A 13,286-nucleotide genomic window follows, 5' to 3' on the forward strand; every position below is an offset into this window, starting at 1 on the left:
CGAAATGATTCGGGGGGATGGCCTTGCGTCTGCAGGTCATCCCCCTCATCATGTTCTGATGCCGTCCAAGGAAGACCTTGCCCCATTCCGGAAAACCCGCAAAGTCACGAAGCTGGCAACGAGGCTGGGTAATTCGGCAGCAAACTGTGTTTTGCATGTCATGGTCAACGACCGTGCGGGGCTGGTGCGGGAAAGTGCCGTATTTCTTGTTCAACTTGAAAAGCTCTGGAAAGTGCGGGGTTTGGACAGCGATCAGGTCTGGGCAGAATTGAGCGAAAGAATCCGCCTTGCGGATGAACTTCGTGCTAATGGCATTCGGCCCCGTAAAGGCGGCCAATACCGTTCCACCAAACTGCCCTGAGTTATGCCTTCCCTTCCAGATCTGTCTCATATTTCTCCGGACGATTTGAGTCGGCTGGACATCGGAGTGCTGATCATTATTGGTCTGTCGGCGCTCTGGGGGCTGACGCGCGGCTTTACGACAGAACTTTCAGGTCTCATTGCCTGGGCCTCAGCCGTCATTCTCACATATCGTTTCCATGCCGCTCTGGTGCCCTGGATTTCCATCTATCTGCATGAGAGCTGGCTGGCAGAAAGCGTGAGCGCGGCCGTTCTGTTTATCGTCATCCTTTTGGTCCTGACGACAGTGGCCGGGCGAGTGGGAGCAGCGGTAAGGGGCACTCTTTTTGGGGGCATAGATCGCATACTGGGCGCTATTTTCGGCATTCTCCGCGGATATGTAATGCTCATCGCACTTTATCTGCTGGCGGGGTCTTTTTTTGGTTCCTGGACGTCTTATCTGATGCAGGGAAGCGTCACCGGACCTTATATTGTGGCCGGAGCCGCACGGATGGCAGGTTATCTGCCACATTCCTTGCAACCACATCTTGCATCGCCGCTCACAAGCGGCCATGACGCGTCGTTGTGAACCCAGTCCGGAAAGGCCGAACGCCATGACCGCCTCCGATACACTTAACCGTCCTTACGAGGAATGTGGCGTTTTCGGCGTCTGGGGCGTTCCTGATGCGTCTGCCCTGACGGCACTTGGCCTCCACGCTCTTCAGCACCGTGGGCAGGAAGCTGCCGGTATCGTCAGTTTCGATAGCGAACGGTTCCACCAGCATAAAGGCCTTGGTCTTGTTGGGGATGTGTTTGGTGACAGCCGCGTCATGGCGACTCTCCCGGGAAGCGTTGCAATTGGGCACAACCGTTACGCCACGACGGGTGGAACGCATGTGCGGAATGTGCAGCCACTTTATGCGGATTACGAGTTCGGTGGTCTGGCGGTCGCCCATAACGGCAATCTCACGAACTCCGCGACGCTCAAGCAGGCGCTCGTTAAACGCGGATGTATCTTTCATTCCCTGACGGATACGGAAGTCTTCATCCACCTGATTGCCATCTCTCTGTATTCCACCGTGCTCGACCGCTTCATCGATGCCGTCAAGCAGGTGAAGGGGGCTTATTCCCTCATTACCCTGACGCCGGACGACGGTCTGATCGGCATGCGTGACCCGTTGGGTGTGCGCCCACTGGTACTGGGGCGCATTCCCGGTCATGAGGGTGGAAACGGCGGCTGGGTGCTGTCCAGTGAGACCTGTGCTCTCGATATTATCGGAGCAGATTACGTCCGGGATATTGAGCCAGGCGAAATCGTGGTCATCAACTCGGATGGTCTTCGGTCTCTGAGGCCTTTCGGGGATCAGGGTGGCCGCTTCTGTGTCTTTGAATACATCTACTTTGCCCGCCCGGATTCTGTTCTGGAAGGTCAGCCGGTTTACGAAGCCCGCAAGCGCATTGGTGCTGAGCTGGCGCGTGAGACGGCTGTTGAGGCAGATGTTGTCGTTCCGGTGCCGGACTCTGGCGTTCCGTCTGCCATTGGTTATGCCGCCGAGAGTGGTATTCCGTTTGAGCTGGGCATCATTCGAAACCACTATGTAGGCCGGACTTTCATCGAACCGACGGATCAGATCCGGAACCTCGGTGTGAAGATGAAGCACTCCGCCAATCGACCCGTTCTGGCAGGCCGTCGCGTTATTCTGGTGGATGATTCGATCGTCCGTGGCACCACGTCCCGCAAGATTGTGGATATGGTTCGCGCGGCTGGTGCGACGGAAGTGCATATGCGCATTACGTCTCCGCCGACGCGTCATGCCTGCTTCTACGGCATTGATACGCCCGAAGAGAGCAAGCTCATGGCAGCAACCCACACAATGGAAGAAATGGCTGCGGCGATTGGTGTGGACAGCCTGGCCTTCATTACTTTTGACGGGTTGTACCGTGCGTTAGGGCATGAAAGCCGGGCAGATGGGGCTGGGCGCTATTGCGATGCCTGTTTCACAGGGGACTATCCAATCACACTGGTGGACAAGGAAGGCAATCTGGTGTCCTGATCGGCCCTCTTTGCTGCTACACACAAAAAAAAGCGCCTACCCTTTGTAGGGTGGCGCTTTTTTCGTTTCTGGCTTTTTTGAGAGCCTTCACGCAGTGTTATCCTCGGCTCCCATGACAACCGCGTCTCGCCCTGTGCCTTTCGCGACGTAAAGTGCAGCATCTGCTTTTTCCCAGACATCATGCCAGGAAGTGTCAGGCGAATGCCGGACGTCTGCGCCGATGCTGAGAGTGGCGGCAAGAGTTCCATCGCCAATCTGCCTGACATCCTGTGCAAAGGCCGCTCTCAAACTGTGCGCAATATTCAGGGCCTGACAGATATTGAGGAAGGGAAGAAGGACGGCGAACTCTTCTCCACCAATTCTGAAGAAGCTGGCGTTGTGAGGAAGAACCTTCTGACTGGATCGCGCTGCGGTAATAATGACCTGATCCCCGGTCGCATGACCATGACCATCATTGATGGCTTTGAAGTGATCGATATCCAGAAGGAGCATTACGTAAGGGATTGGAGATGCTGCATTCTGCTCCATCCAGACATCCATGGCCCGCCGGTTGCCCGCATGTGTCAGCGGGTCCTGAAGTGTCAGGAGATGATGCTTCGCGGCCAGCTGTTCACGCGGAATGGCGATCATTGCGAGGGCGATGAAGATGCCTTCAATGATGACCAGAAAGTTATACAGGATAATGGCCCAGACTGTCGCTGGATTACTACCAAGAGGCTCGGGAAGGGTGTCCGTCAAAAGCGCCAGAGCCCCATAGATGCTCGTATAGGCAACGATGATTCTGCGTAAAAGCTGCTCAGCCGAAGTCTGTTTTTCATCAGAGCAAAAGAGATCCCGTGCAGCCTGAAAATGGAATCCCGTGATGATGAGCATGCGTAAAACAGAACTGGCGATGTGCCGTGTTCCCGTTGACGTGGCACTGGCGGAAACTGCTAACGATAGCAGACAAAGAACCAGGACTGCTGTCAGGCAGGTCCGGCGACCAAGCATGATGCGTACGGCCTGCCAGCCAAGACCATAGGCCAGAGTCATGAACACTGCGCCGATGCGCAGACCCCACAGGCCAGGAATGATGACAGGGTTGGTAAAGAAAAAACCGGAGACTGAGGCTGCCAGAAAAGGGCCGGAATACCAGAGTGCTTTCCTGTGCTTGCCGTGAGTAATCTCGGAAATGGTGAAATAGAGACCAAAGATGAGAAACAGAACCGTACTGTATCCGAGCAGCGTTGTAGGGTCGGCTCTCATGATACGGAGAGCGGCATCCGTTCAGGCCGCATGTTCTGTCTTCATCCTCACGGGAACGGGCGCCTCACGAGTATAATCCGTCCGGGGCCTGATCGTGGTTCCCCGATGGATGAGTATCAAGCGGTACAGACATCACTGCTTCCAGACCTGGATGGAGTGGGGTGTAGGTCAAGGTTCCTGAAAGACTGCTGACAACGGCCTTCATCATGCGTGTGCCGAAGCCGCTGCCATTCAGGTCGATGTCGTGGCGTCCTTGGTCTGAGACTGTCAGGGTCAGTCGGTCTCCGGTTTCTGACAGTGTGATGTGTAGCGGCCCTGCTGCCCCGTGATAGGCATATTTACTGGCATTGATTACCAGTTCGGTCAGTACAAGGCCTACGTTGATGGCGCGATCAGCAGACAGCGTAACGGGAACCAGGAACATGCGGAGCTGCTGTTCCCATGCTTCACCCAGGGATGAGCAAAGCTCCTTCATCAGTTCTTCAAGATAACGGCTGAGATCAACCACACCCACATGGTCGCCCCGATACAGTCTTCTGTGAACCAGACCGATAGCTGCGATCCGGTGCTGCGCCTCGGAAAGCGCCTGAGTGGTTTCCTCGTTTGTCGAAGTGCGGGCTTGTAGCTTCAGAAAGGAAGCGACCATCTGAAGGGAGTTCTGAACGCGGTGATTTACTTCACGGATCAGGAAATCCTTCTGTTGCAGAAGGCTTTCGCGCTCCTGAACCGTCGCCGTCAATGTGGCATTCAGTTCCCGAAGTTGATGGGTCTGATAATCGGCAATCAGGATCCGGCGCAGACGACGGGCAGCCTGTTTTTGCTCGGCATTCCAGCGATGAGAATGACCGCGGACAGTCTGTTGCCAGGATGCAAAGGATTTGCGGGGATGCAGGATGCCATCCTGATCAGGAATGCCCTTATGAGGATTGCCTGCCCATTCGATGACCTGCACGATTTCCACCCGGCTCCAGATCAATGTCAGCGGAGAGCGGAAGGGTAGCGTGATGGCAATGATACCAGCAGAGAGTTCTGGCCAGTTCTCTGCCGGAGGATAGTCTTTTCCCAGAGAAGAGCTACAGAAAATACCACCATTGCTACCCAGTCTGAGCCAGTCCCGGATGGCAATCAGGTCAGACGTGGCGGGTGTTAGCCCACACGCGGTTACATCCTGCGTACCGATGACCGCAAACCCATCGCAGGGGAACAGGCTCCGGAGTTCAGAGGCAAAATTGCGCAGATTGGTCTCGACCGACGCTGCAGCATCAAAGTGAGATGTTGCGAACTCAGTGGCGTTCCGGAGGCGCAGGCGTTCCTGATACGTGATCAGTTCTTCCTTGTTCCGTAACTGCCTGGACATGACGCCCGCCAACGTCCGGCAGGCCGCACGGATGTCTTCGGAAAGAATGCGGGGCGTTGCATTATGGCAGGTAATCATGCCCCACAATACGCCATCTACAACCAGTGAAATGGACGCCGAGGCAGCCACGCCCATATTGGCCATGTATTGCAGATGAACGGGCGAAATGCTCCGAAGCTGCACATCGCTCAGATCGATACCCGAGAGACCGGCTTCAGTCGGTCGGATGACGGCGGCTTCATAATGAATGGTCGGAATGACGCGGATACGGTTGCGCAGATAGAGAGCCCGGGCCTGACGGGGAATGTCGCTCGCCGGGAAATGATGGTTCATGAGAGAGGGGAAGACCTCGTTACGATGCTCCCCGACAACGCATCCAGCACCATCTTCCTGAAAACGGTACACCATCACCCGGTCAAAGCCGGTCAGTCTGCTGAAAACTTTCGCACCGTGGCGACAGACTTCCGCCACATCCGGGCATCGCTCGAAACGGTCTGCCGTCGCGTCAATCCTGCCAAAGATTTCCCATGTCAGAAGGCGCGCTTCCTGGATCGGCTCAAGCTCGACCAGGAGCTTCCCGTCTGACGAGTGCACCAGAATGCTAAAGGTCTCGCCCTGTAGTCCGGAGATCCGGGCATCGCTGAAAGAGGCGGGCGTAAAATCATGGAAGCGTTCAGCAGGCAGACCCATCAGGTCAGGCAGGGCACGGCCTAGCCACTCCGTTGCCAGACGGGTTTCAAGATCACCTGCGCCGCCGAGAACCCTCAAGGTATTGGCATCTGCAATAAGAAGAAGCCCGTAAGGCTGAATGGCGTCCGGACGATGAATTGGTTCGCGGTCGCAGGCAGTCAGCAAAGCTTCCGAAAGAGGCTGCCCCAGCTGAGAATTTTTCGAAGACGAAGTCAAAGTCTGAACAGCCCTCTCAGCGGAGATGCAACAATCGCCCCGATGGGCAGCCCACCCGTGATGATCGGCAGGAGAAGGCAAAGGACACGATCCGGCTTCCAGGCTGAGGAAACTGGAAGGAATATACCGTGAACCTTAGGGTTTTCTCCGACCGGTTGTCAATTTGACTCAGTGCTGGATTGCGTCCTGCTGCATCCACGACGCGACATCCAGAGACAGCGCGTGGCGGCTGGCCGGGCGCGTGTAAAGCATGTGACCACCCTGATACAGATGCAGGGACACGCGATCCGCGCCAACCGTCAGATGGTCCTTCATCCAGCGGGCCGTCCCGAATGGGCAGGCGAGGTCATAGTAACCGTTGGCGACAAAAATCCGCAGACCGGGATCAAGTGCCAGCAGACGGTTCAGAACCGGGATCTGGTGGATCGGAGCCGGGCCGCCATTGCTCCACTTCCAGCTGGAATTCACCTTGAAGGATAGCAGATCATAGGTCAGCGGCGTCTGGAATCCGAGGTCATTGGCGGCATAGCCGGAGAAGGCATTGCCATAAGCGCGACCGAAACCAAACAGCGTGGGATCCGGGCTTTCATCCAGCCCATCAGCGGATGGATCAGCAATGGTCTGCGTGTAGTCGTAAAGGCCATGCAGCTTGCCATCGCGGGACATGACGTCATGGGATCCGATCGCCGGAACACCGTGCTGGCGTGCTACGACATCTTCCGGAAGGCCGGTTCGGCGGGAGATTTCAGCATAGAAAGCCTTACCCTCATCACCGCTTGGCAGCTTGCCGGCAACCTTGCTCAGATAGGTTCCCATGGCCCATTCATATGCTGCATCCGCAGATTGCGGGGTAACGTTTGGGCTTTCATGCGCAGCGATCAGGCTCGGGATCATCAGCGCTGCCGAGAGCGGATTTTCGTCCGTGTCCAGCAGAGGCATCTCGATGGCTGGGGACAGCATGACGACACCGTTCAGCAAGATGCCCTGTTCCATCTGAAGCGCATTGGCGACCTGAATGGACCGGATCCCGCCATAGCTCTCGCCCACCAGATAATGCGGAGCGGCCTGACGATTGTTCTTGGCCGTCCAGAGCTGAATGGCTTTCGCGAAAGTGCTGGCGTCCTGCTTCACACCATAGAACTGATCGCCAGCTTTGGCTGTATCGAGCGGGCGGGAATAGCCGGTGCCCACTGCGTCAAAAAAGACCATATCCGTGAACGGAAGCCAGCTATCCGGATTGTCATCCAGCGTTGCATGGGTACCGTCTGTCGCATCTTTGGCAGGCATGGTCAGGGCCATCGGGCCAGCAGCCCCCAGGTTCAGATAAGCCGTCGCTGCACCCGGGCCACCGTTGAAGAAATAGGACACCGGACGCTTGGCGTCTGGTGCACCGTCTTTCGTGTACGCCACATAAAACATGCGGGCGGTCGGTTTGCCGTCCGGGCCGCGAAGCGTCAGCGTGCCAGCATGGGCAGTATAGGCAAGGCCATTCAGATGATGCTTCGTAACGGAATCGGTCGGCAGCAGCGCGGCTTCACCGGTAAAGCTGTCAGTGGACTTGGCTGTGTCTGTCTTATCCGCAGGGGCCTTCGGGGCATCGTCCGCCATGGCGGGCAGGGCAGAAACTGGCGAAAGCAGGGACAGGGCGAGCAGCAGCGCACGACGGGACATCATCTGTCTGTCATCTCCGGAAGAAGGATTACAGGATCAGACTGTCGCTACCAGTCCCGCTCGTCCCCCGCTACCGATCCTGCATGAAGTTTTCGTCATGCAGGATCAGATTAGGCGTCAGGAGCGCGCTGGCTTGATGTTGGGCGAAAGCATGAGGCGCGGATCAGCCACACGGTCATAGTCTTCCGCTGTCATAAAACCGAGTTCCAGCGCAGCTTCCTTGGGGCTGAGATCCTTCTCCATGGCATGATGGGCAACTTGAGCAGCCTTGTCATAGCCAATAGCGGGAGAAAGAGCCGTGACCAGCACAAGGGACTGATCCAGAGCCTGCTTCAGGCGCGCTTCATTGGCACGAATGCCTTCCACCAGATGCTGGCGGAAATTCTCCGAGCCGTCATGAAGAAGCGTAATGCCCTGCATGATGTTGTGAATCATCAGTGGCTTGTACACGTTCATGTCGATCATGCCGGATGCTCCACCCAGCCCAACAGCAACATCGTTGCTCATGACCTGAAGCGCCAGCATCGACAGGGCCTCCGCCTGTGTCGGGTTGATCTTGCCCGGCATGATGGAGGAGCCAGGCTCGTTTTCTGGCAGGAGCAGTTCCCCGAAGCCCGCGCGCGGGCCACAGGCGAGAAGGCGGATGTCATTGGCGATCTTGAACAGGCTGCCAGCCGTTGTCCGCAGACAGCCGGACAGATGCACCAGCGCATCGTGAGCGCCCTGCAAAGCGAACTTGTTGTCACCAGCCGTAAAACCAAGGCCGGTCAGGCGTGCGATTTCGTTGCAGGCGCAGGTGTCGAATCCGGGGTCCGTATTAACGCCGGTGCCCAGTGCCGTGCCACCCAGAGCCAGCGGGAAAAGACCGTCCCGGGCAGTCTCAAGCCGTGCAATATTGTCCGTCAGCATCCCGGCGTAGCCATGCCATTCCTGACCGAGCGTGATGGGAACAGCGTCCTGAAGATGGGTCCGGCCCACCTTGACCAGATCTTTCCATTCTTCTGCCTTGGCTGCGATGGCATCCCGCAGTTTCGTCAGGGCAGGGATCAGGCGGCGATCAACGCCGAGAGCTGCCGCAACATGCATGGCGGTCGGGAAGTTGCAGTTGGTGGACTGCGCCATGTTGACATGATCGTTCGGATGCAGCGGCATTTTGCTGCCGAGGGCGTTTCCAGTGAGCTGGCTGGCGCGGTTCGCAATGACTTCATTGACGTTCATGTTGAACTGCGTGCCGGAGCCCGTCATCCAGACATGGAGCGGGAACATGCGGTCATGCTGGCCGCTCGTAATTTCGTCGCAGACCGTATGGATCAGGGCTGCCCGCTTTTGCGAAAGCCGACCACTAGCAGCATTGGCTGTGGCGCTGGCGTGCTTCATGATCGCATAGGCTTCGATCATTTCGCGCGGCATCAGTTCGCGTCCGATGCTGAAATACTTCAGGGAGCGCTGCGTCTGTGCCCCCCAGAGAACATCATCAGCAACCTCGATCTGGCCCATGCCATCGGTTTCAATACGGCTCATGCGGTCTGGCGCTTTCCTGCAAAACGGGGGTTCATGCGTGCGCGAACCCTACCTCAAGAGAAGAAGCGGCAAAACCTGCTCAGATCGAACCCGGAATATTCAGATGCGGCTATTGTGAAAAGTCATGACCTGTACGTCTGAAACGCGCAGGGCAATCTCTTATCGACCCAGCCAGCGATCACCGCCAAAGCGGTTGTGAGAAAACAGGAAGCCCGCGCAGAGACCGACGACCGCGAAAATGATTGTCCACAATGACATGGGCATCAGCAGCCTAGAAATGGCAGCCAGAATCACCATCCCTGCAAAAGCGCAGATGCCAGATTCAATCAGGCGCGGACCGAAATGGCGCTCCGCTCCGCAGTTCGGGCACTGTTCCGCTGTCGAGCGGATTTTCTGCCGACAGACCGGACAGATCGTAACGGCGCTGGATAGCGGTTCCATCATTGGCCGTGATTCTCCTCATGTTCACCCACGGCGATCCGCGCTTCCACTGCGATACGCCACTGCGCATCAGCCGGGGCGGCCGCCAGGGCACGGCGATACAGATCAAGGCTGTTCGTAGAAATGTGCCCGTCCTTCTGGGTCTGGAGTTCCGCGAGCTGGATTGCAAGCTCTGGCGTGAAATGAATATCCAGCGCGGCCTTCCAGTCTGCAATCGCTTCTGACGTCAGGCCAGCCCGGGCTTCAATCTGGCCGAGTAGAACATGGCCGGTCTCGTAGGTCGGACTATCCTTCGGAATTGTGGCCACCTGCGCCTGGAGCTTCTGGATCATCGCCATGGCCTTTGCATCCGGCTTGACCTGACGCTCACTCAAAGGCTGGGGCGGAAGAGACGGATGTCCGTTCACGATATAAAGGCAGAACGCAGCGAGTGGGATCCCGAAACCAACAGCCAATACAGGCAGGAACCGCTTGGAGCGGGATGCTCCATCATTCAGGTCCGGGGCGGCAGATGACTCATCGGCGGCGAGCAGCCTGCGCTGGATTTCGATTCGTGCGGCGCCATATTCATCGCCACTGACAAGGCCGAGATCCCGGTCCCGGTCCAGTTCCGCAAGCTGGCCACGATAAAGGGTGAGGGCAGAATCACGCGCATCCACACGGCGGCGGAGACGGCGTAGGCCATAGAGGGCCGGCAGCAGGGCGATGCCTGCAACAATCAGGATTCCCAACCAGAACAAGACTTACTCCCGGCCCGACAGGGCATCCAGACGCGCGCGCTCTTCATCCGTGAGCGGCGCAGGCGTGACAACGCGGCGTTTCGTCGCACGCCAGGCAATAACAAGACCGGCCACCAGCGCCAGTGCCGGCATCAGCCAGAGCAGGGCGGTTGACCATGAAAACTGAGGGGCCAGCCGAATGAATTCGCCGTAGCGTTCCGACATCCAGTCCATGATCTGCTGATCGGACTTCCCGGCTGCGACCTGTTCCCGCACGACTTTCCGCAAATCACGGGCAAGCGGCGCGCTGCTGTCTTCAATGCTCTCGTTCTGGCAGACAAGACAGCGGAGATGGGCACCGATCGCTTCGGCCCGCTTTTCCTGTACAGGATTGGGAAGCATTTCCGTCGGATCATCGACGGCAAAAGCAATTCCGCCCCCAACCAGCGTTGTGGCCAGCAAGAGCGCAGAAAGACGTTTCATCACAGGCCTGCCAGTCTTGGGCGGATTTCCGCATCATAAATCTGCGGGTCCAGAGCCGCACTGCCGTGCCAGAGAATTCGTCCTCCCGGCGCGACGAGAAAACTCTCCGGAACACCTGTCACACCCCAGTCGATGGCAACGCGCCCATGCCGGTCAGCGGCTACACGGGCATAAGGCGTTCCGTCGCGCTGAACGAAAGCGCTCGCATTTTCCGGCTTGTCTTCATAGGCAATGCCCCAGATGGGCATATTCCGGGAAATGGAACGCAGGCCGGGCATTTCCTGAACACAGGGAATGCACCAGGAGGCAAAGAAATTGACCAGAACCGGGCGTGTCTCCGCCCTGAGTTCCTTGTCTGTAAAGCCATCTCCCAGGCCCGGAAGGCCGGGCATGGCGAACTGCGGAATGGGGCGTCCAACATTCGGATTTTTCACCGCGCGTGGATCAAACCCACCACTTTCCATGCCCTGAAGCATTTTCCAGAACCCGACGCCCAGAACGCCGGCACCAACAATCGGAAGGGCCGTCAGCAGGCCACGTCGTGTTGAATTCATGCGTGTCTCTCCTCAGGCCTGGGCCATGTTCCGTGCGGCGGCCCGCTTCGGGGCTCCTACCCGCAGGCGACGGTCCGAAAGCGAGAAGGCTCCGCCAATCGCCATGACCAGTCCGCCAAGCCACATCCACGGAGCCAGCGGGTTGCGGTGCAGACGTAGCACATAGGTCGCATTTGCGCCCGTTCCGTGTCTGTCACCAACCACACCATACAGATCCGTAATGAAGTTTGTATGAATGGCCACTTCCGTCGTTGTCTGGTTCTGCGTGGTGAAATCACGCTTTTCCGGATGCAGCGTCGTGATCAGTTTGCCGTTGTGGCGGATGGCAATATCGGCCTGCATGGCGCGATAATTCGGGCCTGCATAATCGTGCACATTGAGAAGCGTCCAGTCATCGCCCGCAAGACTGCGGGTCTCGCCAACATGGATTTCTACAATCGCATGCTGGGCGCCGGACATGCCGCACAGGCCCAGAACCGTGATGCCCGCCCCAATATGAGCCAGAGCAGCGCCCCAACTGGACCGTGGCAGGTTCCGGGCGCGGGCAACCATGTCGCTCATGCTGGAATGGCCCAGCCCCACGCGGCGCAGGATGTCCGTAACCGAGGCAGCTATGACCCAGATGGCGAGTGCGCCACAGGCAATTGGCAGTGCACCGGAGAATTTCCAGAAGCACAGCACCAACCCGACAGCAGCAATGATGGCCGCCACGAACAGATGCGAGAATGTACGCGCGAGTTGTGCGCGCTTCCACGGCAGAGCTGTGCCGACGCCCATGGCCAGAAGCAGCGGGATCGTCAGGGGAATAGTTGCGGCATCAAAGAACGGTTTGCCGACTGAAATGGTGCGCCCTGCCAGAAGCTGCATGAAGGGCGGGTACATCGTACCAGTCACGACAACGGCGCAAATGGAGCAGAGCAGGATGTTGTTCAGCACCAATGAGCCTTCGCGGGACACGGGCGAAAACAGTCCGCCGGATGTCAGGGACGGCGCGCGCCATGCGAACAGCGCTAGCGAACCGCCGATGACCAGTGCGAGGAGGGCCAGAATGAACACGCCCCGGGCTGGATCATTCGCAAACGCATGTACCGAGTTCAGAATACCGGAACGGACAAGAAATGTGCCGGACAGCGAGAATGAGAAGGTCGCAATCGCCAGGAGAACGGTCCAGATCTTGAGGCCTTCTCGCTTCTCCACGACGATGGCGGAGTGCACGAGTGCCGTACCCGTCAGCCATGGGATAAGAGACGCGTTTTCCACCGGGTCCCAGAACCAGTAACCGCCCCAACCCAGCACATAGTAGGACCACCAGGAGCCCAGAGCGATGCCGCAGGTGAGGAAGCACCAGGCTGCTACCGCCCACGGTCGAACCCAGCGGCCCCATGCGGCATCGACGCGTCCTTCAAGCAGGGCGGCGACGGCAAAAGCAAACGGAACGGCAAAGCCGACATAGCCGGTGTAGAGAATGGGTGGATGAAAGGCGAGGCCGGGGTCCTGAAGCAGCGGGTTCATGCCCTGACCATCCATAGGAGCCGGGAAAACACGGTCGAAGGGATTGGAGGTCAGAAGGCAAAAGAGCTGGAAGCCAGCGGAGACACCGCCAAGAATTGCGAGCACGCGGCCACGCAAGATGTCCGGCAGGTTACGGCCGAATGCTGAAACAGCGGCACCACAGACCCCGAGGATCAACGTCCAGAGCAGGACGGACCCTTCATGGTTGCCCCAGACGCCCGTGATTTTATAGAGCAGCGGTTTGGACGCAGCGGAGTTGGCTGCGACGTTCTGAACCGAGAAGTCATCGTGGACAGCACACATGATGAGGCTGAAGAACGAAATCGCCAGCGCCAGAAGCTGCGACACCGCAAGAAACGGAGCCATTGCTACAAGGCGGGCATTGCGCTTGTGGGCGCCCCAGAGGGGAACAACAAACTGGATGAGTGCGAGAACACAGGCGAGGGCCAGGGCGAAATGGCCCTGTTCTGGTCCGAACATTATG

12 protein-coding genes are annotated in these 13,286 nt (G+C 57.9%); 3 read left to right on the forward strand and 9 right to left on the reverse strand.

The genetic code is table 11. From position 1 onward, the window contains the following. Positions 1 to 4 precede the first annotated feature (4 nt). From GFR01_RS01460 to purF, 3 genes are read left to right on the forward strand one after another with little or no spacing between them, the layout of a single operon-like run. Positions 5 to 361: a hypothetical protein gene (locus tag GFR01_RS01460; protein WP_063904340.1), complete on the forward strand. Its 357-nt coding sequence runs from the start codon at positions 5 to 7 to the stop codon at positions 359 to 361. 3 nt (positions 362 to 364) lie between these two features. Further along, positions 365 to 928, forward strand: coding sequence for a CvpA family protein (locus tag GFR01_RS01465; RefSeq protein WP_063904339.1), 564 nt, complete (start codon positions 365 to 367; stop codon positions 926 to 928). A gap of 25 nt (positions 929 to 953) precedes the next feature. Further along, a complete protein-coding gene (gene purF, locus GFR01_RS01470) occupies positions 954 to 2,393 on the forward strand; it encodes an amidophosphoribosyltransferase (protein ID WP_099181002.1) in 1,440 nt (479 codons plus the stop codon). 87 nt (positions 2,394 to 2,480) lie between these two features. Here the strand turns inward: purF and GFR01_RS01475 are convergent, their stop codons facing one another. The 9 genes from GFR01_RS01475 to GFR01_RS01515 form a co-directional block, all read right to left on the reverse strand. Beyond that, positions 2,481 to 3,638 (reverse strand): GGDEF domain-containing protein, encoded by a 1,158-nt coding sequence (locus tag GFR01_RS01475; protein ID WP_099181003.1) that lies wholly within the window; start codon positions 3,636 to 3,638, stop codon positions 2,481 to 2,483. Between the two features lie 64 nt (positions 3,639 to 3,702). Next, positions 3,703 to 5,850: a histidine kinase dimerization/phosphoacceptor domain -containing protein gene (locus GFR01_RS01480; RefSeq protein ID WP_244902104.1), complete on the reverse strand. Its 2,148-nt coding sequence runs from the start codon at positions 5,848 to 5,850 to the stop codon at positions 3,703 to 3,705. Between the two features lie 219 nt (positions 5,851 to 6,069). Further along, complete coding sequence (locus tag GFR01_RS01485; protein WP_099181005.1) at positions 6,070 to 7,575, reverse strand: S10 family peptidase; 1,506 nt, start codon at positions 7,573 to 7,575, stop codon at positions 6,070 to 6,072. 114 nt (positions 7,576 to 7,689) lie between these two features. After that, positions 7,690 to 9,093, reverse strand: a complete 1,404-nt coding sequence (locus tag GFR01_RS01490; protein WP_099181006.1) for a class II fumarate hydratase — start codon at positions 9,091 to 9,093, stop codon at positions 7,690 to 7,692. 159 nt (positions 9,094 to 9,252) lie between these two features. Next, a complete protein-coding gene (locus GFR01_RS01495; RefSeq protein WP_063904334.1) occupies positions 9,253 to 9,537 on the reverse strand; it encodes a hypothetical protein in 285 nt (94 codons plus the stop codon). Further along, the gene (ccmI, locus tag GFR01_RS01500) at positions 9,534 to 10,274 is read right to left on the reverse strand and encodes a c-type cytochrome biogenesis protein CcmI (protein ID WP_099181007.1); all 741 of its coding nucleotides are present in this window, start codon (positions 10,272 to 10,274) and stop codon (positions 9,534 to 9,536) included. The genes GFR01_RS01495 and ccmI overlap by 4 nt, the downstream gene beginning before the upstream one ends. Before the next feature lie 3 nt (positions 10,275 to 10,277). Continuing rightward, positions 10,278 to 10,736 carry a cytochrome c-type biogenesis protein gene (locus GFR01_RS01505; RefSeq protein ID WP_099181008.1) on the reverse strand — a complete coding sequence of 153 codons (459 nt, stop codon included), beginning with the start codon at positions 10,734 to 10,736 and terminating at the stop codon, positions 10,278 to 10,280. Next, a complete protein-coding gene (locus GFR01_RS01510; protein WP_063904331.1) occupies positions 10,736 to 11,290 on the reverse strand; it encodes a DsbE family thiol:disulfide interchange protein in 555 nt (184 codons plus the stop codon). Before GFR01_RS01510 ends, GFR01_RS01505 begins: the two co-directional genes overlap by 1 nt. Positions 11,291 to 11,302: 12 nt before the next feature. Next, positions 11,303 to 13,282 carry a heme lyase CcmF/NrfE family subunit gene (locus GFR01_RS01515; protein ID WP_099181009.1) on the reverse strand — a complete coding sequence of 660 codons (1,980 nt, stop codon included), beginning with the start codon at positions 13,280 to 13,282 and terminating at the stop codon, positions 11,303 to 11,305. Between the last annotated feature and the right edge of the window lie 4 nt (positions 13,283 to 13,286).

This window comes from Gluconobacter frateurii, assembly GCF_002723955.1.
Lineage (GTDB): Bacteria > Pseudomonadota > Alphaproteobacteria > Acetobacterales > Acetobacteraceae > Gluconobacter > Gluconobacter frateurii.